We start from the raw sequence: 26,803 nt of genomic DNA on the forward strand, positions 1-26,803 counted from the left end.
CCGCTTCCTTCACCGACCGAGGCGTGACAGTGCTCGGGCGACGGTCCTGAGGTCCGGGTCGGAGGCCAACCCGGCGTGGTACAGGCGCAGTTGGTTCGCGCCGCGCGATGCCGCATGCGCGGCGTCGCGCTCCAGCGTGGTGGGGCTGCCGCCCATCCCCGTGACCACGGTGAAGTTGGCCGCGAGCACGCCCTCGCGCCCGGCGAACGGGCCGAGCACGGCCTCGCGCGCCGCGTCGCCGCCGGTGCAGGGCAGCACCACACCGTCCGCCACGGACAGGATGTGCTCCGGGTCGACACCGACGTTGGCACCACAGCGGTACGGCGCGGGGTCGGCGTGCAGCAGCACCTGGAAGCCCGGCTCGGCCGCCTCCCGTACGGCGGCGACCGCGGACTCCTGGAGCGCACGGGCGACCTGGCCGCGCCACTGAAGGGTGGCGGCGGCGAGGTCGGCGCCGAGGAGCTTCTCGATGCCCGCCCACCCGGCCTCCGGGGAGCCGGAACCGGACCAGGCCGGTTTCAGCGCGCGGCGTACGGTCGCGGCCAGCTCATCGGCCTCCAGGCCGTGTTCCGCGTATCCGGTCCGGCAGTCCGGGCAGAAGCAGAGCGCCATCAGATACTGTGCCGCGTCCCCGAGGCCGACGCCCGCGATCTTGTCGTGGGCGTGCAGATGCGCGAAGCCGTACCAGCCGCAGGACTCCAGCTCGGTACCGCGCGCACCGCCTCGTACCGCCGCCTCCGCCGCCAGAGCGACCAGATATTCACCCACCGCGGGCCGCGCGATGCATGGCGCCCAGGGGTAGCGGTCGCCGTAGGCGTTGACCACGGAGGTGTCCGGGTGCTCGGCGCCCAGCCGGGAGTTGTGCGCGAGGACCACCCAGGTGTGCACCTCGAGACCGGCGTCGGTGAGGGCCTGGGTGGCCTCGGCGTACGGATCGTCCGAGGCCACCCAGGACTGCTCGTACGGACGCAGCTCGCGCCCCGCCCACCGGGTGGCGTCCGGCGGGTAGAGCACCGCGGCATGCTCGGCCGTGACGATGCGGCGGCCGGGGTGGCGCGGGGTCAGCGCCCGGGTGGAGTGATAGGCGGCGGCGAGCGTCACCTGCTGGACTCCCAGGTCGGCGATGCGGGTGGCCGCGTCCGGGTCGCCGACGACGTCCCACGGGTAGAGGAAGGCGGAGGTCTTCACCCGCGCTGCTCCTGCCCGTACTTCTCCAGCAGGGCCCGGCCGCGCGCGATGATCTCGGTGAGCTCCTCGATGTGGGCGGCGGGCGGCTCGGTGAGCGGGGTGCGGACCTCGCCCACGTCCAGGCCGCCCAGCCGGACCGCTGCCTTGACGAGCGAGACCGCGTAGCCGCGACCCTTGGCGCGCAGTTCGACGAGTGGCCGGTAGAAGTGGTCGAGGAGCGCGCCCGCGAGATCGTCGTCGCCGGAGTCCAGCGCCCGGTGGAAGGCGAGCGCGATGTCGGGTGCGAAGGCGAAGACGGCGGAGGAATAGAGGGTGACGCCGATGCCCCGGTAGGCGAGGCCGGTGAGTTCGGCGGTGGGCAGCCCGTTGAAGTAGAGGAAGTCCTGGCCGGGCAGTTCGGTGCGGACGGCGCTGACGATGCGCTGCATCAGGTCGAGGTCGCCGTAGCCGTCCTTGAGGCCGATGATGCCGGGCGCCTGGGCCAGTGCGACGACGGTCTCCGGGGTGAAGACGGCATTGTCGCGCTGGTAGACGATCGTCTCCAGACCGGTGGCCGCGGCGAGCTCCGTGTAGTGGCTCAGCAGACCTGCCTGGTCGGCGAAGACGAGATACGGGGGCATGGCAAGGAGCCCGTCCGCGCCCGCGTCCTCGGCGAGCTTCGCGTACTGGATCGCGAGCGCCGTGCCGTATCCGGCTCCCGCGACGACGGGCACCTCTCCGGCGGTCTCCTCGACGGCCGCGGCGACGACGAGGCGGAATTCCTCCGGCGTCAGGGCATGGAACTCACCGGTGCCGCAGCAGGCGAAGACGGCCGCCGCACCGGCGTCGATGCAGGTCCGTACATGCGCGCGGAAGGCGTCGATGTCGATCGCGCCGTCCGGTCCGTACGCGGTGACGGGAAAGAAGAGCGGCCCGGCGACACGGGTGAGTCGGGCGGCAAGAGGGGCTGAGGTCACGGGCGCTCCCTGAGCAGGTTCAGGCGTGCACAATTCTGATCGATGTCCATACTTATGAACGCCCTCACGCTAAGGCAGCACCCGGCGCAGGTCAAGGCGGGAACGCGCAACCCGTCCGATCGCCAGGATGGAGTTACCGACTCCTCGGCAGACTCCGCGAGAGAGACACCGGACACTTGACGCAGTACGTCGTGACTTCTTAGCTTGTCCATGCATATGAATGTTGTCCATGGATTTGACGCCCCGTGGGTACATGCCGCAGGTACCGCAGGGGCCGTGCATGCGCGCAGGCCGTGCGCGTGCACCTATGTACCGAGGAGATCCGCGTATGCCCGCTCCCCGCACCGTCCTGCTCACCGGCGCCGCCGGCGGTCTCGGCACCCTGATGCGCGGACTTCTGCCCGCGTACGGCTACGAGCTCCGCCTCTTCGACGTCGCCCCGATCGAGGGCGAGCCGGACGCGATCACGGCCGACCTCGGTGACAAGGAGGCGCTGCGCGAGGCCGTGCGGGGTGTCGACGCGATCATCCACCTCGCGGGCATCTCCCTGGAAGCCTCCTTCGACAAGATTCTGAAGGCGAACATCGAGGGGACGTACAACCTCTACGAGGCCGCGCGCGAAGAGGGCGTCGGGCGCATCGTGTTCGCCTCCTCCAACCATGTCGTCGGCTACACACCCCGCCCGCTCCCCGGGGACCCGCTGATCCCCATCGCCGCCCCGCGCCGCCCCGACACCTTCTACGGCCTGTCCAAGTCCTTCGGCGAGGACCTCGCCCAGCTGTACTGGGACCGGCACGGCATGGAGACCGTCTCCGTACGCATCGGCTCCTGCTTCCCGGAACCGACATCCGTACGGATGCTCTCGGTCTGGATGAGCCCCGAGGACGGCGCCCGGCTCTTCCACGCCGCACTCACCGCCGAGGACGTGCGGCACACCGTCGTCCACGGCTCGTCCGACAACACCCGGCTGTGGTGGGATCTGACGACGGCCCGCTCGCTCGGATACGAGCCGAGGGACGACTCGGAGCCGTACGCGGCCAAGCTCATCGCCGAACAGGGTGAGCTGGACCCGGACAACCCCGACCACGCCCACCTCGGCGGCCATTTCTGCACCAACCCGCCGATCTGGCCGCACTAGCCGGTCAGGCCGGTCAGACCGCCCGGCCGCGCCAAGAGTGCGCCAAGGCGGGTGAAGGTAAGGGAACGGCAAAGCCCGGTCGTTCGTTACCCCGTGCATGACCGCTATGACCCCCGGCTCGAACATCCCTCTCTCCGCCGCCCGCGTGGCAGTGGACGTCTCCGCACCGGTGCGGCTCGACGTTTCGGGCCTGCTGCTCACCGCCGACGGCAAGGTGCGCTCCGACGACGACTTCATCTTCTACAACCAGCCCGCCGGCCCCGGCGTGACCTACCGCTCCGGCGGCGGCACCGCACCGGACGCGATCGTGGTGGACACCACCGTGATCCCGTCCGGTATCGAGAAGATCGTCGTCACGGCGAGCCCGGATGCGGCGGGCCAGACCTTCCAGGGCATCGAGCCCACCGCGACCGTGCGCAACGCCGACGACGGCAGTGTGCTCGCCACGTTCACCCCGCCCCAGCTGGGCGCCGAGACGGCGCTCGTGGTCATCGAGGTCTATCTCCGCAACGGTGCCTGGAAGGCCCGCGCGGTCGGCCAGGGCTATGCGAACGGACTGTCCGGTATCGCAACGGACTTCGGCGTCTCGGTCGAGGAGGAGCCCGCCGCCGCTCCCGCGCCCGCCCCCGTCGTACCCCCGATGCCCGCCGCCGCCCCGGTGGACCCGCGGATCGCCGCGCCTGTGGCCCCCGCGGCCCCGCCGGCCCCACCCGCCGCCGCTCCCGCGCCCGCCGCCTCCGGCAAGATCAACCTCGACAAGGGCCGGGTCAGCCTCCAGAAGAACCAGACGGTCTCCCTGGTCAAGGGCGGCCGCCCGCTGCTCTCCCAGGTCAAGATGGGCCTCGGCTGGGAGCCCGCGTTCCGCGGCAAGGACATCGACCTCGACGCCTCGGTGATCGCCTACGGCCCCAACCGGAACCACCTGGACAGCTGCTACTTCGGCAAGCTCTCCATCCTGAACGGCGCGGTCAAGCACTCCGGCGACAACCTCACGGGCGAGGGCGCGGGTGACGACGAGGTGATCGTCGTCGACCTGGGCCGGATCCCGGCCGAGGCGACCGGTCTGGTCTTCACGGTCAACTCGTTCACCGGCCAGAAGTTCACCGAGGTCGCCAAGGCCTACTGCCGGCTGATCGACGCCACCACCGGCGAGGAGCTGGTCCGCTTCGACCTGACCGGCGCCGAGCCGCAGACCGGCGTGATGATGGCCAAGCTGATCAAGCAGTTCTCCGGCGAGTGGGAGATGACGGCCATGGGCGACTTCGTGAAGTCGCGCACCGTCCGGGGCATGGTGAAGCCCGCCGCCCAGGCGCTGTAGCGCCGCAAAGGTATCTGACACGGCTTCAGGGGCACCTGCGGGTGCAGGTGCCCCTGAAAGCCGGAGAGCGTGACGGGGACGCGGACGCTGCGCGTGCTCGCCGCCTCTCTCAGAGTTTGGTCAGCTTGGAGTACGGGCTCAGGATCCTCCCCTGTCGCCCCGAGAAGTCGATGAGCACTGCGTCGTTGTCGCCCTCGACAGCAAGGACTCGACCGAGTCCGAACTGGTCGTGCGACACCCTGTCGCCCACATCGAACAATTCGACCGGTGGGGCCGCCTGGGCCGGGCGGTTGAAGGGACTGGAAGGCAGGTATCGCCGGGCTGACTGTTTCATTACCTTGAGTATGCGCCCTGGGAACGCCCGACGCCATGCCCGTCGACTCCTGAGGGCGCACTGATGCCGGATTCGTAACCAGCGATTCCAGGGCCAGTCCGCGTCCCGGCCCGCTTCCGGCAGCGGCACCATGCGGAACGCCGCGTCAGAAAGACCCCCGAAGGTGTGGCGGTTCCCACCTCCCGACGGGGCGTGCCCGACCCGGTATCCGGCCAGGTTCCAGGTGTAGACGGGCACACCGGCCGGCACGGCCGCGGTGGCATCCGCGGCGTACGGGAACGACGCCTGCTCGTCGGTGACGATCAGTACCCGGTCATGGGCCCGGTAGTGCCGGCGCACCGCCTCCTCGGTATTGGTGCCGCCGAGGTCACCGAAGCGCTCCAGGACCTTCAGCACGGACTCGCCCCGGCGATACGTCACCGGTGCACTGTTCGTACCGAACTGCACCAGATCGGCGTCGGCTGCCAGCAGCGCCGGCGCCGCACCGAAGATCGCGGCGGCGTCGGCCCGGTTGAGCTGCGAGCGGTCCGGGAGCGGCGACCACATCGAGCCCGAGCGGTCGACCAGGATCAGCGTCCGCCCCGGCAGCGCGGGCACATTGCCCAGAGAGTGGCCGAGCGCCTTCTCCAGCGGGTGTGCCCAGCACAGCGAGGGCGCGTGCCGACAGGCGGCGAGGTAGCGGAACGGGAACTGCCGCGATGCGGCGACCACGGCCGGGTCGCAGATCTTCGCAGCCACCTGCGCGGCGACCTCGTCCGATACGCCCGCCTCGTCGAAGTTGCGCAGATTGCGGACGAGCGCCATCGCGCCCATCGACGGAATCACCGCTTCCCAGGCCTTGGCGTCCATCGGCCCCTGCAGCCAGCCCGCCAGGGCCTCCCAGGTCATGCCCGCGGCAGCCAGCCGGTCCGCACCGTCCGCACCGACGACCACTGCCCGCCGCCTCTCGACCGGCAGCTCCATCAGTGCACGGTGCGCGGTGAGGGTGCGGCCGGAGACCGGCACCACGGCCGCCTCCGGGTGGTGGCGGCGGTCGAGGGCGTACCGGAACAGCTCGCCCTGCCACGGCTTCTCCGGGTCGGGCGCGGCGTGCACCAGGTTCAGGATGTCGCCGAAGCGGTAGCCCTTGGACGCGGTGTCGTACTTCAGCAGCGACTTGCCGCTGCAGAGGCGGCGTACGGCATCGGCGATGCCGCGCTTGACGGGCTTGGGCACGGCACGGCCGTAGCGCGAGGTCCAGTACCCGAGGAGTTCACCGGGCTCGTCGGCGCGCAGCAGATGAACGATATGTCCAACGCCGCGCGCCGGTTCGGTAATCGGATCAGCTCACCCGTACGAGCTACCGCTACTTTCGCGGCTGACGCTTCCACGGACCGGTGATGGCGAGCATGATGCCCGGCGTCTGGATGTTGGCGTACAGCGTCTTGCCGTCGGGCGAGAACGTGACACCGGTGAACTCGCTGTACTCCGGCTCCTGTTCGCTGCCGATGTTCAGCTCGTTGCGGGCGATCGGGTACGTGCGGCCGCTGTCGGTCGCCCCGAACAGGTGCTGGACGCCGTTGCCGTCCTCGGCGATGACCAGACCGCCGTACGGCGAGACGGTGATGTTGTCCGGGCCGTCGAAGGCGCCGTCCTTCGAGGGGTCGGCGTTCACACCGAGGAGCACCTTCAGCGTCAGCGTGCGGCGCTTCGGGTCGTAGAACCAGACCTGGCCGTCGTGCTGGACCGGGCTCTCCGCGCGGGCGAAGGAGGAGACGATGTACACGCCGCCGTCGCCCCACCACATGCCTTCGAGCTTGCGCGCGCGGGTGACCTCGCTGTCCGCGAACTGCTTGCGCACCGAGACGGTCTTCGCGTCACGGTCGGGTACGTCGACCCAGTCCACGCCGTACACCGTGCCGATCTTGGTGGCGCGGGACAGGTCGTCGACGAACTTGCCGCTGCTGTCGAAGCACTTGGTGGCCTGGAGGACACCGGCGTCGTCGGCGAGCGTGCGCAGCTTGCCGCGGCCGTGCCGGAAGCCGTGCGGCGGAACCCAGCGGTAGAGCAGTCCGTTGGGACCTGCGGCATCCTCGGTCAGGTAGGCGTGGCCGCGCTTGGGGTCGATGACGACGGCCTCGTGGGCGTACCGGCCGAGCGCCTTGATCGGGCGCGGGTCACGGTTGGCACGCTTGTCGTACGGGTCGACCTCGAAAACGTAGCCGTGGTCCTTGAGCAGGCCGTTCTTGCCGGCCTTGTCCTCGGTCTCCTCGCAGGTGAGCCAAGTGCCCCACGGGGAGGCGCCACCCGCACAGTTGGTGGACGTACCGGCGATGCCGACCCACTCGGCGGTACGGCCGTCGCGGCGGGTCTCCACGACGGTGCAGCCGCCGGCCGCGACCGGGTCGTAGACGAGGCCCTCGGCCAGCGGCACCGGGTGTTCCCAGCCGGCACGGGTGCCGGCCAGCTCGTGGTTGTTGACGAGCAGGGTGACGCCGCGCGGGCCCTCGAAGGTGGCCGTGCCGTCGTGGTTGGAGGGGGTGTACTCGCCGGACTCCAGCTTGGTGACACCGCTGTGGGTGATGACCTGGTAGGAGAAGCCGGCGGGCAGCGCGAGGAGTCCCTCGGGGTCGGCGATCAGCGGCCCGTAGCCGGGCTCGTGGCTGTGACCGTGACCGTGGTCGTGGTCGTGACCGTCGTGGCCGTGCTTCGAGTCCTCTGCGGCCAGGGCACCGGGCGCGGTGGCCAGCGCGGCGACCGTACCGGTCAGGGCGATGCCGGCACCGGTGAGGGCGGACGTTCTGGTGAATTCCCTGCGCGTGAAGGGCATCACGTACTCCTGGAGCAACTGGGCGAGTTGTTGGCGCGCCCACAGTCGCGCCCCTGCACCAACACCAGTTGAACTACGGACGACGTTGAGGGGCATCCTTCCTGTGCAGTTGGCCGGATGCGGTCGGCCGGAGCGGATGACGCGCCCGGTCCGTGCCGTCCGCCGCGTACCGCCACGCTCACGCCGCCCGCGTGAGCGGGCGGCGTGAGCGGGCGGCGTGAGCGCCTCGCTCGACCTCAGGCCCCTGTCCGCGACCGCGCCTTGAACGCCGCCTTGCGGGCCTCCTTGGCCTTCTTCTTGTCGCTGTGCAGCCGCCCCATCGCTTCGAGGACGTCCGCCGTCGCCGGGTGTTCCACGCGCCACGCCTCGTCGAAGAAGCCGCTGTGCCGGCCTGCCAGACCCTCGACCAGGCCCTGGAGCTCTTCCAGATCGCCCTCGGACTCCAGCTGGGCCGCGATCGTGTCGATGGCGAGCCAGAAGATCATCGACTCCGGCGGTGCGGGTACGTCCGCCGCGCCCAGCTCCGCGAGCCAGACCCGTGCGAGACCGCCCAGCTCGGGGTCGTCCAATACCGCGCGCACCGCGGGCTCCGCCTCCGCGCCGACCAGGGCGAGCGCCTGCTGGCAGTGGAGGCGGCGCAGCGGTGCCTGCTGGTCCGCGCCGCGTGCCGCCGCGAGGAGTTCGGCCGCGGCGCCGTCCGCGCCGCGCCGGGTGAGCCACAGCTCGACCTCGCTGCGCGCCGCCGTCTCGGGGTAGTACGCGATGCCGCCGAGGAGTGCGTCGGCGCCCTTGTCCACGAGGTCGCCGATCGCCGGGGCGTCCACTCCGGCCTCCAGCATCCGGGCCCGGATGCCGTACAGACCGAGCGGGGTCAGCTTCACCATTCCGTACCGGGTGACGTCCTCGTCGTCGGCCGGCGGGGTGGCGTCCTCGCCCTCCTCGGCCAGCAACGCCTCGTCCAGCGGGCGGTATTCGACGATCCCGATGGGTTCGAGGACCCGGAACTGGTCGTCGAGGCGCATCATCGCCTCGGACACCTGCTCAAGGACGTCGTCGGTGGGCTCGCCCATGTCGTCGGGCACGATCATCGACGCGGCGAGCGCGGGCAGCGGTACGGGCGCCACGTCCGCTCCGCCGTCGCCGACGGTGAGCAGATACAGATTACCGAGGACCCCGTCGAGGAATTCCGCCTCGACCTCCGGGTCCCAGTCCAGGGATTCGAAGTCGATCGAGCCGTCCTCGCCGACGAGATCGGCGAAGTCCTCGAAGACGGGCGCGGTGGCGTCGGCGTGGACGGCCTCCAGACCGTCGAGCCAGATCGAGAGAACGTCCTGCGGTGAACCGCCGGTGATCAGCGCCAGGTTCTCACCGGCGGCGGCGGTCCCCTCCGCGTCCTCTCCCGCGGCCTCCTCCGGGTCCTCGACGTCGACGAGCCCCGCGTCGACCGCGAGCCGCCACGCCTCGCTCGCCTCCGCGGCACCGTCCTCGTCCGCCGTGAGACCGAGGTGCTCGGCCGCCGCGGGCAGCTGTTCCTCGACGAGCTCGCCACCGGCGCCGACCCGGGTCTCCGGGCCCGCCCAGCGGGCGAGCCGGACAGCGCGGGCGAGCAGCGGCGCGGCGAGCGCGTCCCGTGCCAGCTCGGCCTCGGTGTGCAGCCGTACGGGCGGCAGGGTGGGGCGCTCTGCGGACATCAGGTGGTTCTCCTCGGGACGTACGGGGCGTACGGGTTCAGGCGGCCCAAGCGTAGACGCATTTCGCCCCATGCCACCCGGTTCATGCGACGGACAGCGGCCGTCCACCCGGGGGACCTTGACAACTGCCTTGCCCACACAAGAGATTGACGCGCGTAGACCTCCACTCCTGACCTTCGATACCCCCGGAGCCCGTGATGCCCGCCGCATCGTCCAGAACGACCGCTGTCTCCGCCGTAGTCACCGCTGCGCTCGCCGCGGGCCTGCTCACCGGCGCAGCCACCACCTCCGCGTCCGCCTCCCCGTCCGCCGACGGCCAAGTCCGGATCCACGACATCCAGGGCACCACCCGGATATCCCCGCTCACCGGCCGGCAGGTCAGCGGTGTCGCGGGCATCGTCACGGGTGTGCGGACGTACGGCTCGAAGGGCTTCTGGTTCCAGGACCCCGAGCCCGACGCCGACCCCGCCACCAGCGAGGGCGTCTTCGTCTACACCGGCTCCGCGCCGACCGTCGCGGTCGGCGACGCGGTGACGGTCTCCGGCACGGTCACCGAGTACGTCCCGGGCGGCGCCTCCTCCGGCAATCAGTCGCTCACCCAGATCAGCAAGCCCACCGTCGCGGTGGTGTCCTCCGGCAACGCCCTAGCCGCGCCGGTGACGGTCTCAAAGCGCACGGTCCCCTCGCGGTACACCCCGGAGGGCGACCCCGCGGCGGGCGGCTCCATCGACGCGCTCCCCCTCGCCCCGTCCCGCTACGCCCTGGACTACTACGAGTCCCTGGAGGGCATGAACATCCGCATCGGCACCTCGCGGGTGGTCGGCGCCACCGACCCGCACGCCGAGCTGTGGGTGACGGTGAAGCCGCACGAGAACGCGAGCCGCCGCGGCGGGACGGTCTACGGCTCGTACACCGCGCAGAACACCGGCCGGCTCCAGATCCAGTCGCTGGTGCCGCTCGCCGAGCAGCCCTTCCCGACCGCCGACGTCGGTGACGTGCTCTCCGGTACGACCGAGGGCCCGCTCGACTTCAACCAGTACGGCGGCTACACGCTGACCGCCCGCACCCTGGGCACGGTCACCGGCAAGGGCCTCGCCCGGGAGACGACCCGCAAGCAGCGCGGCGGCGAGCTGGCGGTGGCGACGTACAACGTCGAGAACCTCGACCCGGGCGACCCGCAGGAGAAGTTCGACGCCCTCGCCGCCGCCGTGGTCGACAACCTCGCCTCGCCCGACATCGTGGCGCTGGAGGAGATCCAGGACAACAACGGCGCGAAGAACGACGGTACGGTCGCCGCCGACCGAACGGTCGAGAAGTTCACCGACGCGATCGTGGCGGCGGGCGGCCCGGCGTACGAGTGGCGTTCCATCGACCCGAAGGACAAGAAGGACGGCGGCGAGCCCGGCGGCAACATCCGCCAGGTGTTCCTCTTCAACCCGGAGCGGGTGTCGTTCACCGACCGCGCGGGCGGCGACGCGACGACGGCGACCGATGTCGTACGGGAGCGGGGCCGGGCGGCCCTGACCCTCTCCCCGGGCCGGATCGACCCGGCGAACGCGGCGTGGCAGGACAGCCGCAAGCCGCTCGCCGGACAGTTCAGCTTCCGCGGCCGTACGGTCTTCGTCGTCGCCAACCACTTCGCGTCCAAGGGCGGCGACGAGTCCATCGTCTCGCAGCACCAGCCGCCGGCCCGCTCGTCGGAGGTCCAGCGGCACGCGCAGGCCGAGGCGGTCAACACCTTCGTCAAAAAGCTGCTGAACGTCCAGAAGAACGCGGACGTCCTGGTCGTCGGCGACATCAACGACTTCGAGTTCTCCGGCACGACAAAGGCGCTGACGGCCGGTGGCGTGCTGTACCCGGCGGTGAAGTCCCTGCCGCGCCCGGAGCGTTACTCGTACGTCTACCAGGGCAACACCCAGGTCCTCGACCAGATCCTGACCAGCCCGTCGATCGACGACTTCCACTACGACAGCGTGCACATCAACGCCGAGTTCGCCGACCAGAACAGCGACCACGACCCGCAGGTGCTCCGCTTTTGCCCTTAGCCCCCTCGACGCTACGCGCCCGCCCTCGGCCTCATGCTGAGCGCGGGCGTGTACCGGTGCACGCCCCCGCCGATGACCCCCGGGTACGACTGCACCCGCTCCCACTGCGGCGTCCTCGACCCGACCCCGTCACCGGGCCCGGCCAGCGCGTCGACATGGGCCTGCGCGCTCTGCCATTCGGCGTAATTGAGTACGCGCGTTCCGTCGGTGCTCACATGGAAGTGTCCGGAGATGCCGCCGGGGGCGGGCGCGGGATCGGTCCCCAACGCCTCGAACACGGTGTCCACCCAGTCCCGCTGCCGCGCCTTGTCCGCCCCCTCGAACTCGACGTCGACGATCACGACACACCCCGGCTCCCGCCCGTCCCCCTCCCGCGGCAGCGCGGAACGGTACAGCTCAAGAGTGTGCAGCCCGAGCCGCCGGATGCCCGGCACGGCGGCGTCGATGTCCGCGTTGCGCTCGTCCCGGCCGTGCCGGAAGAAGTCCTGATACGCCTGCTCCTCACTCCACTGGGTGTAGTGGAACAGTGTCTTCCCGTCCTCCCCGACATGGACGGTGTACGAGAGCAGCCCCGGATGCGGCCAGTCACGGCTGTCCCACACCTTGCGAATGGCCTCGGCCGTCTGCCGCTGCCGCTCGGGGGTGCCGACATCCCAGGTGCTCGCCTTGACCAGTCCGACGTCATTACGGGCAAGATCGGGACGGGATTCGAATTGCACACTCATGACGGGTCCTCCTGAATGGTGCACCCATGTGGTGCGCCGCTGCTGACCACACTGGTACGTCAAGTGCGCTTGAGGTCAACAACACTCCCCGTTGACGCCGTCAGGCCACCGACAGGACAACGAACGGAGTACCGCATGAAGCTGCGCCTCAAGACGATCACCCGGGAGGAACATCTGGCGTTCGTCGCGAGCCGGCCCGCCGTGAGCCATATGCAGGTTCCGTCGTGGGGCGATGTGAAGCCCGACTGGCGCGCTGGGAGCATCGGCTGGTTCGACCGGGACGGCACCGGCCCGGAACGGATCGTCGGAGCCGGGCTCGTCCTCTACCGGCCGATCCCCCGGGTGAGACGCTATCTGGCCTATCTGCCGGAAGGCCCCGTCATCGACTGGCACGACGCCGGTCTGAGTCGGTGGCTGGATCCGATGCTGGCGCATCTGAAGGCGCAGGGTGCGTTCTCGGTGCGCATGGGCCCACCGGTGGTCGCCCGGCGCTGGGACGCCGGGACCGTCAAGGACGCCATCGCCGACCCGGCCACCGGACGGCTGCGCGACGTGGAGGCGGATGTGAACGAGCCGCAGGCCGCCGCGCTCGTGGAACAGCTGCGCCGACTGGGCTGGCAGCAGGGCGAGGAGGGCGGCGAGGACGGTTTCAGTGCCGGACAGCCCCGGTACGTCTTCCAGGTGCCGTTCGCCGGGCAGCCGCTGGAGGAGATCCGGAACAATCTGAACCAGCAGTGGCGGCGCAACATCAAGAAGGCGGAGAAGGCGGGCGTCAAGGTCGTCGAGGGAGGCTACGAGGACCTTCCGGCCTTCTACGAGCTGTACCGCGAGACAGCCGGGCGCGACCGCTTCATCCCCCGCCCGCTCGTCTACTTCCAGCGCATGTGGACCGCGCTGCGGACCGAGGACCCCGACCGGATGCGGCTCTATCTCGCCCATCACGACGGCGAAACGCTCGCCGCGGCGACGATGCTGACCGTCGGGAACCACGTCTGGTACTCCTACGGCGCCTCGACCGGCCGCAAGCGCGAGGTCCAGCCGAACAACGCCATCCAGTGGCGCATGATGAGCGACGCGCACGAGAGGGGCGCGGCCGTCTACGACCTGCGCGGCATCACCGACACCCTGGACGAGAGCAACCATCTCCTGGGCCTGCTGCGCTTCAAGGTCGGCACCGGCGGCCGGGCAGCCGAGTACATCGGCGAGTGGGACTACCCGATCAACAAGGTGCTCCACAAGGTCTTCGCCCTCTACATGGCGCGCCGCTGACCTCGCCGGCTCCGAAGAGCGTCGAGCGCCGCCGTTCGCCCTCGGCGTGACCGCTTGCCGCGTCCGGGCGGCAGCGGGAACGGTGGGGAGATGCTCTCCGTGGCGCACCTCAGCGATCCGCATCTCACCACCGGCGCCCTGGCCGGTGAGCCGGCGGCCGGACTGAACCTGGCCCTGCGCCGGGTGCTCGCGCTCGATCCGCGGCCGGACGCGGTGGTGATCACCGGTGATCTGGTCGAGTGGGGACGGCCCGACGAGTACGAGGCGCTGCGGGAGGTGATCGAGCGGTTCCCGCTGCCGTTACACCTGGTGACGGGCAATCACGACGAACCGGCGGCGCTGCTCGACGCGTTCGGCGGGACCCGGTTCCTGGGCGGTGCCCGGCATCCGTACTACGTCGTGGACCACCCCGGGCTGACTGTGGTCGCCCTGGACTCGAAGGTGGCCGGCTCCGGCGGCGGACTGCTCGGGACGGAGCAGCTCGGCTGGCTCGACGGCGTCCTCGCCGACAGACCTGGCGTACCGGCGTTCGTCTGTCTGCACCATCCGCCAGTCCCGGTCGGCATCCCGTTCCTGGACGGGATGCGGCTGGCGGACGGCGGCGCGCTGGCGGAGGTGGTCGCCGCCCGTCCGGACGTCGTCCGGGTGCTGGCCGGTCATGTCCACCGCCCTGTCACGGCCGCCTTCGCGGGCAGCACCCTGGCGCTCGCCCCCAGCACGTATCTGCAGAGCGGGCTCGCCCTGCGCGACGTGGCGCCCGGCTATCTCCGCGAGCCCACATCGTTCCTGCTCCATCTGCGCGGCGATGCGGCGCGGGCCCCCTGGGTCACGCACACGGTGCCGGTCAGTCACGCGGCCGCACCGGTGCCCGGGTACTGAGCGCTCCGGCGCCCGTGCCAGACTCCGGGCCGTGATCCTTCGTACCGCCACCCGCGCCGACCTGCCCGCCGTCCTCGCCCTCCTCGAAGACGAGGAACGGGTAGTCGACCCGGCCTCGGTCGTGGTCGACGACAGGTACGAGAAGGCCTTCGCCGCCATCGAGAGCGACCCGCGCAACGAGATGCTCGTGCTGGTCGACGGCGACACCGTCCTGGGCTGTCTGCAGGCGACCTACATACCGGGGCTCGGCAAGCACGGCGAGGAGCGGGCGCTGATCGAGGCGGTACGGATCAGGGCCGACCGGCGGGGCGGCGGACTGGGCCGGGAGCTGATGAAGCAGGCCTTCGACCGGGCCCGGCTGCGCGGGTGCGGGCTGATGCAATTGACCAGCAACAAGCGGCGTACGGACGCACACCGGTTCTACGAGTCGCTGGGCTTCGCCCGCAGCCACGAAGGCTTCAAGCTCGTTCTCTGATTCCCTTTTCGGCGGGCTACCGGGACGGTTCGGTCCGCCAGGCGGTCATGTTCAGCTCGTCGAGCAGCCGTACGTCGCTTCCCTCCAGCGGGAAGGTGCGCGCTTCCAGGCCGGGGGCCGGTGCGATCTCCAGCGCGTCGCCCTCGATGAGGTCGCCGCCGGTCGGGGTGGAGACCCAGGCGAGGAGCGACCGCACCGTCTGTCCCGGCTTCAGCATGACCTCCTTCGGCCCCGGGTCGCTCCCCATGTAGGAGGAGCCCGGATTCACCGGGACCGGCAGCGGGTCACCGGCGTCGTCCAGGGCCCGGACGGACGGATACCCGTCGACGCGGTACGGCTTGCTGCCGCAGTTGGTGAGGGTGAGGCCGACGGCCCGGTGGCCCAGCGCGGCCTGTACCTCGCCCATGTCGACGACGACTCCGAAGGACGGGCAGCCGGCGCCCGTGGTGGGCGTGGGGGCGGGCCCCTGCGCCGACGGAGGCGGCGGCCGGTCGGGGAGCGCGGCGGAGATTCTGGGAAACGGTGACGGCAGCTTGTCGGCGTGCACCCCGTACGAGGCGCTCGGCGTGGGCTCCGGCTCGCCCTCGCCCGCCGGGACGAGAAATCCGGCGCAACCCGAGAGCGACAGTCCCAGCGCCCCGGCCCTGAGCACGGCCGCCGTCGGCCTCCGTCGCCCGGCCCTCGCCCGCTTCAGTTCCCGCATGCTCATGACCCCGCCCCCGTGTCGGTCTGCCGCATAGGCGTTCGATCATGCCAGAGCGCGCAGCCCCCTCCCACCAATTGTTGAGCACTCCTTCCCCTTCACCCCAAGAAGAACTAAGTGGACCTTCACTGTCCGGCCGCCGACACTTCAGGGATGACAGCACCCGTAGCCCCCTTCGGCCACGCGCTCTGCGCGATGATCACACCGTTCACCGCTTCCGGCGCGCTGGACCCGGACGCCGCCCAGAAGCATGCCGCCTCCCTGGTCGCCGACGGCTGCGACGGTCTGGTGCTCAGCGGCACCACCGGCGAGTCCCCGACCACCACCGACGCCGAGAAGACCGCACTGCTGCGGGCGGTCAGGGCGGCGGTCGGCGACGGCGTGCCGATCGTCGCCGGGGTCGGCAGCTCGGACACCCGGCATACCGTGACCCTCGCCCAGCAGGCCGAACAGGCGGGCGCGGACGGCCTGTTGGTGGTGACGCCCTACTACAGCAGACCGCCGCAGGCCGCCGTCGAGGCGCACTTTTGCCGCGTCGCCGACGCGACCGGCCTTCCGCTGATGCTGTACGACATCCCCGGTCGCACCGGCACCCGCATCGAGCCGGAGACCCTGCTGCGGCTCGCGGAGCACCCGCGCATCGTGGCCGTGAAGGACTGCGCGTACGACCTGCTCGGCTCCACGAAGGTGATCGGCGCGACCTCGCTGGCGTACTACTCGGGCTGCGAGGAGCTGAATCTTCCGTTGTACGCGGTGGGCGCCGCGGGCTATGTCAGCACGGTCGCCAATGTCGCGCCCCGGCAACTGAGGGCGGTCCTGGACGCCTTCGACGCCGGGGACACCGCGGGGGCCGCCCGGCTCAACCGGCTGACCGTCCCGCTCGCCGAGCTGATGATGGCGTCCGGACTGCCCGGCACGGTCACGGCGAAGGCGCTGCTCGACGCCGGACCGGTCCGGGAACCGCTGCAGCCCGCCGGGCGCGAAGCGGCCGACGGGCTGCGGAGGGCGTACGAGGAACTCCTCGCCGCTACGGGCTAGTTGTGGCTGTGCAGGATTTCGTTGAGGCCGTCCCAGACCGCGTTGTTCGGGCGGGCCTCGACGGCGCCGGTGACCGAGTTGCGGCGGAAGAGGATGTTCGAGGCGCCGGAGAGCTCACGGGCCTTGACGATCTGGCCGTCCGGCAGCGTGATGCGGCTGCCGGCCGTGATGTAGAGCCCGGCCTCGACGACGCACTCGTCGCCGAGCGCGATCCCGACACCGGCCTCGGCGCCGATCAGGCAGCGCTCGCCGATGACGATGCGCTCCTTGCCGCCGCCGGAGAGGGTGCCCATGGTGGAGGCGCCGCCGCCGATGTCGGAGCCGTTGCCGACGACGACACCGGCGGAGATCCGGCCCTCGACCATCGACGTGCCGAGGGTGCCCGCGTTGAAGTTGACGAAGCCCTCGTGCATGACGGTGGTACCGGAGGCGAGGTGCGCGCCGAGCCTGACCCGGTCGGCGTCGGCGATCCGGACGCCCTTCGGCGCGACGTAGTCCGTCATCCGGGGGAACTTGTCGACCGAGGTGACCTGGAGGTGCAGGCCCTCGGCGCGGGCGTTCAGCCGCACCTTCTCCACGTCGTCGACGGCGACCGGGCCGAGCGAGGTCCAGGCGACGTTGGCGAGGAGGCCGAAGAGGCCGTCCAGGTTCTGACCGTGCGGCTGGACGAGGCGGTGCGAGAGGAGGTGCAGGCGCAGGTACGCGTCGTGCGCGTCGAGCGGCTTGTCGTCGAGCGAAGCGATGACCGTACGTACGGCAACGATCTCGACACCGCGGCGGGCGTCCACACCGATGGCCTTTGCGGCGCCCTCGCCGAGAAGATTGACGGCCTGGTCGGGGGTGAGCCGTTCGGTTCCGGCCGGGCCGGGCTCTGCGGTGAGCTCGGGGGCGGGGAACCAGGTGTCGAGAACGGAACCGTCGCCGGCGATGGTGGCGAGGCCGGCGGCGACGGCGCCGGTGGTGCGAGCAGGAGTCGTGTCGGTCATGACACGAACCTAACCGGCGAGGCGCCGCCGGAGCCAACCGGTCTCGCCGGATGGTCGCGCGCGGTCCCCGGGAGCCCACGACCACCCGGTCAGCCGGGCTGCGCCTGCCGTTCGGGTGCCGGTGCGGATGTCTCCTCGCGCACCGGCCCGCGCAGCCGCCGCACCGCCAGCACCGCCGCCCCCGCACCGCCCGCCAGCACCGCGCAGGCCGGCCAGAGCAGTCCCGGCGCAGCGGCGTAGAGGGCGCCGCCGATCGGCGGCGCCAGCACCTGGCCGCTGATGGAGGCGCCCGCGTACAGGCTCTGGAAGCGGCCCTGCGCATGGGCGGGAGCCTGATCGGCGACGTACGCCGTCGCGGTGGTCTTGTAGAGGATCTCGCCCGCGGTCAGTGACGCCATCATGGTGACGGCGAACAGCGCCCCGGCCCCCGGGATCAGCACCGCGTATCCCAGCCCCACGAGCAGCAGCCCGGTGCCCACGATGCCCAGCGGCGCGCGCCGGCGCAGCGCGTGCGCCGCGGGGAGTTCGAGCAGCAGGATGAGGCCACCGTTGACGGAGAGCAGCCAGCCGTAGAACTGGGCGCTGTGGCCGTGCTCGGACAGGAAGACGGGCAGCGTCGAGTACTGCTGCCGGTAGACGAGGTCGACGCAGAGGATCGCGGCGAGCAGGACCGGCACGGCGGGCCTGGCCCGCAGTTCCCGCCAGAGCCCGGGCCCACCGGGCTCGCGCACCGGCCGGTTGTGCGCGGTGCCGTGCGCCGGAAGCACCGTCGACGCGTATCCGGCGAAGAGCAGCGTCCCGAGGCCGTCGGCGACGAACAGCCAGTCGTACGAGAAGTGGGCGGCGATCAGCGCGCCGAGCGGCGGACCGACGGCGAACGCCGCGTTGCTCCCGGCCCGCACGAGGGCGAAGCTCTGGCGCCGGCTGCCCTCGGGGACGGAGACGGCGACGAGTGCGGCGTTGGCCGCGCGTACGACACCTGCCGCGTACTGCGCGAGCGGCAGCACGCCGTACATCGCCGCGACCGGCAGGACCGGCAGGGTGGCGAGCGCCGCCCCGCTCACCAGCGAACCGGTCAGGAGCATCCGGCGGTGGCCGTAGTGGTCGCCGAACCAGCCGCCGGTGAAGTTCCCCGCGACCAGGCCGATGCCGCCGACACCCGCGATCACTCCGGCCTGCGGGACGGTCAGTCCGCGCGGGCCGGTCAGATAGATGAAGAAATAGACGAAGGTGAAGCTGACGACTCCGTTGAGAAAGGAACCGAAGGCCAGCAGCCGTACCGTGCGCGGTACGGCCCGCACGATCCCGAAGGACCTCATACGCCTCTCCCGAGCGAGTCTCTCTTGGGAACTGACTATGGCATCATGCTTTCCTACAGGTCAATCAGGCAAGAGAGGCCGCGGGAGACCGACGGAGGAGCCCATGCCCCAGCGCACCAGCCTGGCCGACGCCGACTGCGCGATCGCCCAGGCGCTCGATGTCGTCGGCGACTGGTGGACCCTGCTGATCGTGCGGGACACGGCGCGCGGGGTGCACCGCTTCGACGCGCTCCAGGAAGAGCTGGGCGTGTCCCGCAAGGTGCTGACCGAGCGGTTGCGGCTGCTGGTCGACGCGGGAGTGCTGTCCCGGGAGCCGTACCAGGACCGGCCGCCCCGGTACGAGTACCGGCTCACCCGGCGTGGACGCGCACTGCTGCCCGTACTGATCGCGCTCCAGGACTGGGGCGACACCTGGGTGCTGGGAGACGGGGAGATGATGGCGACGGCCACGGAGGCATCGAAGGAGGCGGCACGGGTGCACGCCCTGGTGGGCACACGCCTGCCCGAGCTGCAACTACTGGACCACGACGGCGTGTTGCGCGACCCGGTCGCCGACACCCCGTACACCGTCCTGTACTGCTTCCCCGGCGCCTACGCCCGCCGGGACGCCTATCCGCCGGGCTGGTCCGAGATCCCGGGTGCGAGCGGCTGCACCCTCGAATCCTGTACGTATCGCGACCAGTTGGCCGAGTTCACGGCGACGGGCGCGACCGTGCACGGGGTGTCCACCCAACGCCCGGACGAGCAGCGGGCGTTCGCGGACGCGGAGCGGCTGCGTTTCCCGCTGCTGTCCGACGCGGAGCTGGAGCTGACGGCGGCGCTGCGGCTGCCGACGTTCCGTGCGGCGGGGACCAGCCGGCTGAAGCGGCTGACGCTGGTGGTGGACGGGGACCGGACGATCCACGAGGCGTTCTACCCGATCACGGACATCGAAGCGAGCGTACAGGCGGCGCTGACGGCGATCCGAAGGGCAAGCCTGCCCGGCGCTCCGGAGCGGCCCGGAAACCGAAGCCCTCGGGCTTGAGGGCGGAGCCATCAGCCGGCGACGCGCCCCAGCATCTCCCGCACGTACGCCTCGTCGTACTCCCCGCCGGTGAGCAGCACCTGCAGACAGATCCCGTCCATGAGCGCGATCAGCGCCCTCGCCGTGGCCGGATCGGTCCGCCGGGACAGCAGTTCGGCCGTGCCGTCGGTCCATTCGGCGGCGACGGGCCGCAACGCGGGTCTGCGGAGCGCGGCGAGGTACAGCTCGTACTCCAGCTCGGCCCGCCCGCGCCCACCGGAGAAGTACTCCCCCAGCAGCCCGGCCAGTTCCCCGGCGAGATCGGCGGCCGGGTCCGTCAGGGCCCCGCACTCCCGCATGACCTCGGCGAAGTTCTCGTTCGACCGGCGCAGGGCCGCGATCAACAGCTCGTCCAGCGAGGCGAAGTGATACGTCGTCGAGCCGAGCGGCACATCTGCCTCGGCCGCGACGGAGCGGTGACTGAGCCCCGCGATGCCCTTGGCACCGACCACCCGGATCGCGGCATCGATGATGCGGCCGCGCCGCTCGGGGTCGTAACGGCGTGTCATCAGTGGGCCCCTCCCAGATTCAGCACCACCACTCCGGCGATGACCAGCGCTATGCCCGCCAGCTTGACCAGGTTGCCGGACTCCCCCATGAAGAGGATGCCGATGGCGGCGACCGCGGCGGTCCCGATTCCGGCCCAGATGGCATAGGCGGTGCCCATCGACAGCGTCTTCAACGTCTGGGCGAGCAGCGTGAAGGCTATGAGATAGCCCGCGACGGTGATGAGCGAGGGCCAGAGCCGGGTGAAGCCCTCGCTGTATTTCATGGCCGTCGTGCCGGCCACCTCCGCCGCGATCGCCGCGGCGAGCAGTCCATATCCCATGTGTACGAGTGTACGCATCGCTGCTCGCCCCACGGTACGGCAGCTTTGCGCCATCCGGGACGCTACGGTGTCCCGACCAGCACACAGGACGACAACACAACGGAGCAGCAGTGGCGCAGGACGCAGGGTGGGGCGGCGGTCCGCCGTACGGCGGAGCACCGTACGGAGGGCCACCGGGATGGGGCGGCTGGATGCCGCCGCCGAAGCCCGGAGTGATACCGCTGGCACCCCTGAAACTCGGGGACATACTCGGCGGCGCCTTCAGCACGTTGGGGCGCTACTGGAAGCAGCTGTTCGGCATCGGTGTGGCCGTGTACGGCGGGGCGCTGGTTGCCGTGGGGGCGGCGGCCCTGATCGCGTACTCCGCGGTCAGTGACCATCTGCACCGGGTCATCTCGCTCAGCGCCGAGGAGGACCCGTCGTCGAAGGACCTCACACCGGTACTGATCGCCTTCGGCGCCTTCTGGCTGGTCGCCATGGTCGCACTCATGATCAGCACAGCCATGATGTACGCGGCCGTTCCCGCGGTCCTGCAGGAGGCCGTACTGGGCAGGCCGACGACCTTCTCCGTCATCTGGCGCCGGGCCTGGGCCCGCGTGCCGGCGTTGATCGGAACAGTGATCCTGACGGCCCTGATCGCGATGATCCCGGTGGTGCTGGCGTTGATCGGCTTCCTCGCCCTCATGATCGGCGCGATCACACTGGCGGACGGGGCCGGCGCCGCGGTGTGGACCTCGCTCGGCTTCCTGGGCGCCCTGGCCACCGCACCTCTGGCGGCCTGGCTCTGGGTGAAATTCAGCCTGGCCCCCTCGGCCGTGGTCTTCGAGGGGCAGCGCCCTGTGGCGGCACTGCGCCGCTCGTCGCAGCTGGTGCGCGGCGACTGGTGGCGGATCTTCGGGATCAGCTTGCTGGCCTTCGGCATGGCGGCCGTGGCGAACTACTTCATCCAGATCCCGTTCTCGTTCCTCGGCATGTTCTCCGGCGTCATCGGCGGCTCGACCCTGGACGACGACCCGAACCCCGCGTCGATCGTCTTCGCGATGAGCGGCTATGTGGTGATCCTCTTGCTGGGACAGCTGATCGGTCAGCTCGTCTCGGCAACGTTCCCGCAGCTGGTGACCGGACTCCTCTACGTCGACCGGCGCATGCGTACGGAGAACCTGGGCCCGGTCCTCGCCGAGGCGGCAGCCGTACCGCCGCAGTACGGCCCCTAGGGTCCTTCAGTCGATGAGCGAGTTCTTCGGGGTGAGCACACAGAACTCGTTCCCCTCGGGATCCGCCAGCAGCACCCAGCTCACATCCGCGCCCTGCCCGATCTCGACCCGGCGTGCCCCGAGCCCGATGATGCGCTCGACCTCGACGGCCTGGTCATCGGGGGCGAGGTCGATGTGCAGCCGGTTCTTGACCGTCTTCCTCTCCGGCACGGGGACGAAGGTGATACCGGGAACCGCGGACTTGTCGGCGCCGATGACGATTTCGTCGTCGGCCTCGAAGAGCACCTTCCAGTCGAGCACTTGGCACCAGAAGCGGGCGAGCGACGGAAGATCGTGGGTGTCGACAACGATGCTGTAAAAGGAAACGGCCGTGCCCGCCAGTCTGCCTGGCGGGCACGGCCGTTCGCCACATCAATTCGCGAAGCCAACCGTTGCGTCAGCCGCCGACGGTGAACCAGACGGCCCGGGACTTCTTCCACTCGGCATGGTCGAGGTCCTTCGCCTCCGTGCCGTCCCCGTACAGATCGGCCGATCCCGCGTCCGTGATCAGCTGCGCCCGGGCGCCCGGAACCGTCAGGTCCGGAACGTCGACGACGGCCTCCCAGCCGCCCGGGTCCGCGGTCGGCAGATCGGCCCGCTTGACCGGCGCGTGTGCGGCGACGCCGTCCCACGTGTAGAGGGCGTACGGGTCGGAGTTGTCGTCGGCCGCCCAGGAGCCGGCCACGATCAGATACTGATCGGCGGCGTTCTTGCGGATGTCCCGGATGCTGAGCCCGCCGAGGTCCAGCTCGATCGGCGTACCGATGACCGCCTTCGCCCCGCTGCCGGCCACCTTGTCGAAGTTGGTGACAGGCACGATCAGGGCCTTGCCCCCTTCCTTCGGCGGCACGAGGGGCGCCCGGAAGCCGAGGTACGCGGTGGTCGTCGAGCCGGGCGCGAACTCCAGGCCCTCGATGTTGAACCCGTCGATCTGCTTGGGTGCTTCACCGTCCGCCGTCCCCGCGGCGAAGCCGTACCGGTTGCCGTTCGCCTTGTCCCAGGCGACGAGGTCGTCCCGGAGCTTCTTGTACGAGCCGCCGACCGTGAGCTGGGTGGCGGCGCCCGACCCGGTCACCGTCGTGGTGAAGACGGTGTTGCGGTCGGACTTGTACTCGCCGTCCTTGTTGTTGCCGAGCGAACCGGTCCAGTAGATGGTGTTCCCGACCCGGGCCGCGCCCTCGATGTCGATCTCCTTGTCCGCTCCGAGCGCCGAGCCGACGTCCCAGCTCCGCACGGGCGCACCGGATGCCGAACGGCTGTACAGCCGCAGCGCGTTGGACTCGTCGTCGGCCACGACCGCGTACCCGCCGCCGACATCGACGGCGGCCGAGGCGTCCGAGGACCCGGTGAGGTAGCGCGTGTCTGCGGAGTTCCGCACGGCGGCGGACGCTGCGTAGTGCAGCGTCCTGGTGGCGGTCTTGCCGCCGAGCCCGGTGACCTTGATCGTGAGGTCCGTGTAGCCGCGCGCGTGCGCGGCGACCGTGAGCTGCCGGGTGGCGCCGGTCCCCGTCACGGTCACATCACCGGTTCCGGCGACGGACGACTTGGAGCTGGCGGACGCCGCCACACCGAGCGCGGTGACATCGGCGCCACTCTGCGCGACGGTGACGGTGACCACGGGGTCACCGGTCGCACCGACGGCTCCGGAGAGATAGGAGACCGAGAGCCCGATCGTCGGCGTTCCGTAACTCGCAGCGTGTGCGGGGGTGTTGACCCCCAGAGCGGCCAGCACGAGAACACCGCCCGCGGCGGCGGCCGCCCGGCGGTTCTGGAGCGAAAGCTGATGCAGCACAGCGTGCCTCTCGTCGGCGTGATGTCGAGGAGCAGGTTGCGTCTCCCGTACCAACGGCAAAGACACATCATGCATACAGCAGACGAACAACGCCGAACGGCCCCCGGAAGAAGCCGGGGGCCGTTCGGCGGTGCGGATGGCTCAGACGTTGAAGCCGAGCGCGCGCAGCTGCTCGCGCCCGTCGTCCGTGATCTTGTCCGGGCCCCACGGCGGCATCCAGACCCAGTTGATCCGCAGCTCACTGACGATGCCGTCGGTCGCGGACTTCGCCTGGTCCTCGATGACATCGGTCAGCGGGCAGGCCGCGGACGTCAGGGTCATGTCGAGGGTGGCGATGTTGGCGTCATCGATATGGATGCCGTAGATCAGGCCCAGGTTGACGACGTCGATGCCCAGCTCGGGGTCGACGACGTCGTACAGGGCCTCGCGGACCTCCTCCTCGGAGGCCGGCTTGGTCGTCAGGCCCTCGTCGGGTGTCACCGTGTTCTCGCTCATGCCGTCTTCCCTTCGGACAGCGCTTTCGCCGTCGCGTCCTTCCACGCCATCCAGCTCAGTAGCGCGCACTTGACCCGGGCCGGGTACTTCGAGACACCGGCGAACGCGACCGCGTCCTCCAGTACCTCCTCCATCGCGTCGTCCGGCTCCAGCTGGCCCTTCGACTGCATCAGTTCCAGGAAAGTCTCCTGGATCTTCTGCGCCTCGCCCAGCTCCTTGCCGACCAACAGGTCGTTCAGCACGGATGCGCTGGCCTGGCTGATGGAGCAGCCCTGACCCTCGTACGACACATCGACGATGGTCTCGCCGTCGTACTTCACCCGGAGAGTGATCTCGTCGCCGCACGTCGGGTTGACGTGGTGCACCTCGGCGTCGCCGTCCCGCAGGCCGCGCCCGTGGGGGTGCTTGTAGTGGTCCAGGATCACTTCCTGGTACATGGAATCAAGCTTCACCAGTCAACCCTCAGCCGCTGCGTCTATTAACCGAAAAAGTTCCGTACGTGTTCCAGACCGTCCACCAGGGCGTCGACCTCGGCGGGCGTGGAGTACAGATAGAACGACGCTCGCGTCGTCGCAGGAATTCCGTACCGCAGGCAGACCGGCCGTGCGCAGTGGTGTCCGACCCGGACCGCGATGCCCTGCTCGTCGAGTACCTGGCCCACGTCGTGGGGGTGGATGTCGCCGAGCGTGAAGGAGATCGTGGCGCCGCGGTCCTCGGCCGTCGCAGGACCGATGATCCTGAGGTCCGGGACCTCCAGGAGCCGCTTCACCGCGTACTCGGTGATCGCGTGCTCGTGCCGGTAGATCTTCTCCATGCCGATCGCCGAGAGGTAGTCCACGGCCGCGCCGAGGCCGACGGCCTGGGCGATCGGGGGCGTACCGGCCTCGAACTTGTGCGGCGCGGGGGCGTACGTCGACGAGTGCATCGACACGGTCTCGATCATCTCGCCGCCACCGAGGAACGGCGGCAGGTCCTCCAGGAGCTCCTGCCGTCCCCAGAGAACGCCGATGCCGGTCGGGCCGACCATCTTGTGACCGGTGAAGGCCACGAAGTCCGCCTGCAGCGCCTGCACGTCTAGCACCATGTGCGGGGCGGCCTGCGAGGCGTCGATGCAGACCAGCGCGCCGACCTGCTGGGCACGGCGGATGATCTTCTCGACCGGGTTGATCGTGCCCATGATGTTCGAGACCAGGGTGAAGGAGACGATCTTCGTCTTCTCCGTGATGATCTCGTCGATGTTGGACAGGTCGAGGCGGCCGTCGTCGGTGATGCCGAACCACTTCAGCTTCGCGCCGGTGCGCTGCGAGAGCAGCTGCCACGGCACGATGTTGGAGTGGTGCTCCATCTCCGTGGTGACGATCTCGGTGTCGTGGTCCACCCGGTAGGGCTCATCGGCCCAGCCGAGCATGTTGGCCACGAGGTTGAGCGACTCGGAGGCGTTCTTGGTGAAGATCACCTCGTTGCGGCTGGGCGCGTTGATGAACGCGGCGACCTTGTCACGGGCGCCCTCGTACAGCGCCGTGGCCTCCTCCGCGATCGTGTACACACCGCGGTGCACATTGGCGTTGTGCCGCTCGTAGTACTCGTTGAGCGCGTCGAGCACCTGGCGCGGCTTCTGCGAGGTCGCGGCGCTGTCCAGGTAGACGATCTTCTTCCCGTCGTGGACCGTACGATCCAGCAGGGGGAAGTCCTTGCGGATCGCCTCGGTGTCGAGGAGGCCCGGCAGCTGCGTCACGCGGAAGCGCCACCCTTCACATATGCCTCGTAGCCCTCGTTCTCCAGCTTGTCGGCGAGCTCGGCGCCGCCGGACTCGGCAATGCGGCCGTTGGCGAAGACGTGCACGAAGTCGGGCTTGATGTAGCGGAGGATCCGCGTGTAGTGCGTGATCAGCAGGGTGCCGACCTCGCCGGTCTCGCGGACCCGGTTGACGCCCTCGGAGACGATGCGCAGGGCGTCGACGTCCAGACCGGAGTCGGTCTCGTCGAGGATCGCGACCTTCGGCTTGAGGAGCTCCAGCTGAAGGATCTCGTGGCGCTTCTTCTCACCGCCGGAGAAGCCCTCGTTGACGTTGCGCTCGGCGAACGCCGGGTCCATCTGGAGCCCGGCCATCGTCTCCTTGACCTCCTTCACCCAGGTACGCAGCTTGGGGGCCTCGCCGCGGACGGCGGTGGCGGAGGTGCGGAGGAAGTTGGAGACCGAGACGCCGGGGATCTCGACCGGGTACTGCATCGCGAGGAACAGACCGGCGCGGGCGCGCTCGTCGACGGTCATCTCCAGGACGTCCTCGCCGTCCAGGGTCACCGAACCGCTGGTGATCGTGTACTTGGGGTGACCCGCGAGGGAGTACGCGAGGGTGGACTTGCCGGACCCGTTGGGGCCCATGATGGCGTGGGTCTCGCCCTGCTTCACGGTCAGGTCGACGCCCTTGAGGATCTCCTTCGTGGCGTTGTCGGCCTCGACGGAAACGTGCAGGTCGCGGATTTCAAGCGTTGCCATGG

At 70.2% G+C, this 26,803-nt stretch carries 26 protein-coding genes and 1 pseudogene; 9 read left to right on the top strand and 18 right to left on the bottom strand.

The window, feature by feature from the left end; genetic code table 11:
• Positions 1-9: 9 nt before the first annotated feature.
• Both ACZ7IB_RS18465 and ACZ7IB_RS18470 read right to left on the bottom strand, forming a co-directional pair.
• On the bottom strand, positions 10-1,188 hold the full coding sequence (locus ACZ7IB_RS18465; protein ID WP_470913536.1) for a hypothetical protein: 1,179 nt from the start codon (positions 1,186-1,188) through the stop codon (positions 10-12).
• Positions 1,185-2,144: a 5-dehydro-4-deoxyglucarate dehydratase gene (locus tag ACZ7IB_RS18470; RefSeq protein ID WP_470913539.1), complete on the bottom strand. Its 960-nt coding sequence runs from the start codon at positions 2,142-2,144 to the stop codon at positions 1,185-1,187. Before ACZ7IB_RS18470 ends, ACZ7IB_RS18465 begins: the two co-directional genes overlap by 4 nt.
• A gap of 328 nt (positions 2,145-2,472) precedes the next feature.
• On the opposite strand from ACZ7IB_RS18470, the gene ACZ7IB_RS18475 reads away from it, so the two are divergent.
• Both ACZ7IB_RS18475 and ACZ7IB_RS18480 read left to right on the top strand, forming a co-directional pair.
• Positions 2,473-3,282, top strand: coding sequence for an NAD-dependent epimerase/dehydratase family protein (locus ACZ7IB_RS18475; RefSeq protein WP_470913541.1), 810 nt, complete (start codon positions 2,473-2,475; stop codon positions 3,280-3,282).
• A 97-nt stretch (positions 3,283-3,379) separates the two neighbouring features.
• Positions 3,380-4,600, top strand: coding sequence for a TerD family protein (locus tag ACZ7IB_RS18480; RefSeq protein ID WP_470913543.1), 1,221 nt, complete (start codon positions 3,380-3,382; stop codon positions 4,598-4,600).
• A gap of 109 nt (positions 4,601-4,709) precedes the next feature.
• Here ACZ7IB_RS18480 and ACZ7IB_RS18485 read toward each other — a convergent pair whose 3' ends face one another.
• From ACZ7IB_RS18485 to ACZ7IB_RS18500, 4 genes and pseudogenes are all read right to left on the bottom strand, one after another.
• Positions 4,710-4,934, bottom strand: a complete 225-nt coding sequence (locus tag ACZ7IB_RS18485; protein WP_327275883.1) for a hypothetical protein — start codon at positions 4,932-4,934, stop codon at positions 4,710-4,712.
• Between the two features lie 87 nt (positions 4,935-5,021).
• Positions 5,022-6,212: pseudogene (locus ACZ7IB_RS18490) on the bottom strand (TROVE domain-containing protein); the annotation flags it as partial.
• Between the two features lie 67 nt (positions 6,213-6,279).
• The gene (locus tag ACZ7IB_RS18495; RefSeq protein WP_470913545.1) at positions 6,280-7,743 is read right to left on the bottom strand and encodes an alkaline phosphatase PhoX; all 1,464 of its coding nucleotides are present in this window, start codon (positions 7,741-7,743) and stop codon (positions 6,280-6,282) included.
• A 236-nt stretch (positions 7,744-7,979) separates the two neighbouring features.
• Positions 7,980-9,434 carry a hypothetical protein gene (locus tag ACZ7IB_RS18500; RefSeq protein ID WP_470913547.1) on the bottom strand — a complete coding sequence of 485 codons (1,455 nt, stop codon included), beginning with the start codon at positions 9,432-9,434 and terminating at the stop codon, positions 7,980-7,982.
• Between the two features lie 197 nt (positions 9,435-9,631).
• Between ACZ7IB_RS18500 and ACZ7IB_RS18505 the strand changes: the two genes are divergently transcribed.
• Positions 9,632-11,479 carry an endonuclease/exonuclease/phosphatase family protein gene (locus ACZ7IB_RS18505; RefSeq protein ID WP_470913549.1) on the top strand — a complete coding sequence of 616 codons (1,848 nt, stop codon included), beginning with the start codon at positions 9,632-9,634 and terminating at the stop codon, positions 11,477-11,479.
• A gap of 11 nt (positions 11,480-11,490) precedes the next feature.
• Here the strand turns inward: ACZ7IB_RS18505 and ACZ7IB_RS18510 are convergent, their stop codons facing one another.
• A complete protein-coding gene (locus ACZ7IB_RS18510; protein ID WP_470913551.1) occupies positions 11,491-12,204 on the bottom strand; it encodes an antibiotic biosynthesis monooxygenase in 714 nt (237 codons plus the stop codon).
• A gap of 135 nt (positions 12,205-12,339) precedes the next feature.
• Between ACZ7IB_RS18510 and ACZ7IB_RS18515 the strand changes: the two genes are divergently transcribed.
• The 3 genes from ACZ7IB_RS18515 (at position 12,340) to ACZ7IB_RS18525 (ending at position 14,827) form a co-directional block, all read left to right on the top strand.
• On the top strand, positions 12,340-13,473 hold the full coding sequence (locus tag ACZ7IB_RS18515) for a lipid II:glycine glycyltransferase FemX (RefSeq protein ID WP_470913554.1): 1,134 nt from the start codon (positions 12,340-12,342) through the stop codon (positions 13,471-13,473).
• Between the two features lie 90 nt (positions 13,474-13,563).
• Positions 13,564-14,352: a phosphodiesterase gene (locus ACZ7IB_RS18520; protein WP_470913556.1), complete on the top strand. Its 789-nt coding sequence runs from the start codon at positions 13,564-13,566 to the stop codon at positions 14,350-14,352.
• Between the two features lie 31 nt (positions 14,353-14,383).
• Positions 14,384-14,827: a GNAT family N-acetyltransferase gene (locus ACZ7IB_RS18525; protein WP_470913558.1), complete on the top strand. Its 444-nt coding sequence runs from the start codon at positions 14,384-14,386 to the stop codon at positions 14,825-14,827.
• Between the two features lie 16 nt (positions 14,828-14,843).
• Here the strand turns inward: ACZ7IB_RS18525 and ACZ7IB_RS18530 are convergent, their stop codons facing one another.
• Complete coding sequence (locus tag ACZ7IB_RS18530) at positions 14,844-15,536, bottom strand: DUF4232 domain-containing protein (RefSeq protein ID WP_470913560.1); 693 nt, start codon at positions 15,534-15,536, stop codon at positions 14,844-14,846.
• 147 nt (positions 15,537-15,683) lie between these two features.
• Between ACZ7IB_RS18530 and dapA the strand changes: the two genes are divergently transcribed.
• The gene (gene dapA, locus ACZ7IB_RS18535) at positions 15,684-16,568 is read left to right on the top strand and encodes a 4-hydroxy-tetrahydrodipicolinate synthase (RefSeq protein ID WP_470913562.1); all 885 of its coding nucleotides are present in this window, start codon (positions 15,684-15,686) and stop codon (positions 16,566-16,568) included.
• Here the strand turns inward: dapA and dapD are convergent.
• Both dapD and ACZ7IB_RS18545 read right to left on the bottom strand, forming a co-directional pair.
• Positions 16,565-17,554: a 2,3,4,5-tetrahydropyridine-2,6-dicarboxylate N-succinyltransferase gene (gene dapD, locus ACZ7IB_RS18540; protein ID WP_470913564.1), complete on the bottom strand. Its 990-nt coding sequence runs from the start codon at positions 17,552-17,554 to the stop codon at positions 16,565-16,567. The two genes, dapA and dapD, sit on opposite strands and share 4 nt — an antisense overlap.
• Positions 17,555-17,643: 89 nt before the next feature.
• Positions 17,644-18,873 carry an MFS transporter gene (locus ACZ7IB_RS18545; RefSeq protein WP_470913566.1) on the bottom strand — a complete coding sequence of 410 codons (1,230 nt, stop codon included), beginning with the start codon at positions 18,871-18,873 and terminating at the stop codon, positions 17,644-17,646.
• Positions 18,874-18,976: 103 nt separating this feature from the next.
• Between ACZ7IB_RS18545 and ACZ7IB_RS18550 the strand changes: the two genes are divergently transcribed.
• Positions 18,977-19,897, top strand: a complete 921-nt coding sequence (locus ACZ7IB_RS18550) for a winged helix-turn-helix transcriptional regulator (RefSeq protein WP_470913568.1) — start codon at positions 18,977-18,979, stop codon at positions 19,895-19,897.
• Positions 19,898-19,908: 11 nt separating this feature from the next.
• Here ACZ7IB_RS18550 and ACZ7IB_RS18555 read toward each other — a convergent pair whose 3' ends face one another.
• Positions 19,909-20,445: a TetR/AcrR family transcriptional regulator gene (locus tag ACZ7IB_RS18555; protein ID WP_470913569.1), complete on the bottom strand. Its 537-nt coding sequence runs from the start codon at positions 20,443-20,445 to the stop codon at positions 19,909-19,911.
• Complete coding sequence (locus tag ACZ7IB_RS18560) at positions 20,445-20,765, bottom strand: DMT family transporter (protein WP_351078852.1); 321 nt, start codon at positions 20,763-20,765, stop codon at positions 20,445-20,447. The genes ACZ7IB_RS18555 and ACZ7IB_RS18560 overlap by 1 nt, the downstream gene beginning before the upstream one ends.
• A gap of 110 nt (positions 20,766-20,875) precedes the next feature.
• Here ACZ7IB_RS18560 and ACZ7IB_RS18565 point away from each other — a divergent pair, with 110 nt between their 5' ends.
• Positions 20,876-21,979, top strand: a complete 1,104-nt coding sequence (locus ACZ7IB_RS18565) for a DUF7847 domain-containing protein (RefSeq protein WP_470913572.1) — start codon at positions 20,876-20,878, stop codon at positions 21,977-21,979.
• A gap of 6 nt (positions 21,980-21,985) precedes the next feature.
• Here ACZ7IB_RS18565 and ACZ7IB_RS18570 read toward each other — a convergent pair whose 3' ends face one another.
• From ACZ7IB_RS18570 to sufC, 6 genes are all read right to left on the bottom strand, one after another.
• Positions 21,986-22,360 carry a VOC family protein gene (locus ACZ7IB_RS18570; RefSeq protein WP_470913749.1) on the bottom strand — a complete coding sequence of 125 codons (375 nt, stop codon included), beginning with the start codon at positions 22,358-22,360 and terminating at the stop codon, positions 21,986-21,988.
• A 55-nt stretch (positions 22,361-22,415) separates the two neighbouring features.
• Positions 22,416-23,810: a hypothetical protein gene (locus ACZ7IB_RS18575; protein ID WP_470913573.1), complete on the bottom strand. Its 1,395-nt coding sequence runs from the start codon at positions 23,808-23,810 to the stop codon at positions 22,416-22,418.
• Between the two features lie 141 nt (positions 23,811-23,951).
• Positions 23,952-24,305 (bottom strand): metal-sulfur cluster assembly factor, encoded by a 354-nt coding sequence (locus ACZ7IB_RS18580; protein ID WP_093899505.1) that lies wholly within the window; start codon positions 24,303-24,305, stop codon positions 23,952-23,954.
• On the bottom strand, positions 24,302-24,757 hold the full coding sequence (gene sufU, locus ACZ7IB_RS18585) for a Fe-S cluster assembly sulfur transfer protein SufU (RefSeq protein WP_093899506.1): 456 nt from the start codon (positions 24,755-24,757) through the stop codon (positions 24,302-24,304). Before sufU ends, ACZ7IB_RS18580 begins: the two co-directional genes overlap by 4 nt.
• A gap of 26 nt (positions 24,758-24,783) precedes the next feature.
• Entirely contained in the window at positions 24,784-26,040 is a 1,257-nt protein-coding gene (locus tag ACZ7IB_RS18590) for a cysteine desulfurase (RefSeq protein ID WP_093539688.1), read from the bottom strand.
• Entirely contained in the window at positions 26,037-26,801 is a 765-nt protein-coding gene (sufC, locus tag ACZ7IB_RS18595; RefSeq protein WP_124718331.1) for a Fe-S cluster assembly ATPase SufC, read from the bottom strand. Before sufC ends, ACZ7IB_RS18590 begins: the two co-directional genes overlap by 4 nt.
• Positions 26,802-26,803: the final 2 nt, after the last annotated feature.

It is taken from the genome of Streptomyces sp. NPDC037301, from assembly GCF_055602785.1.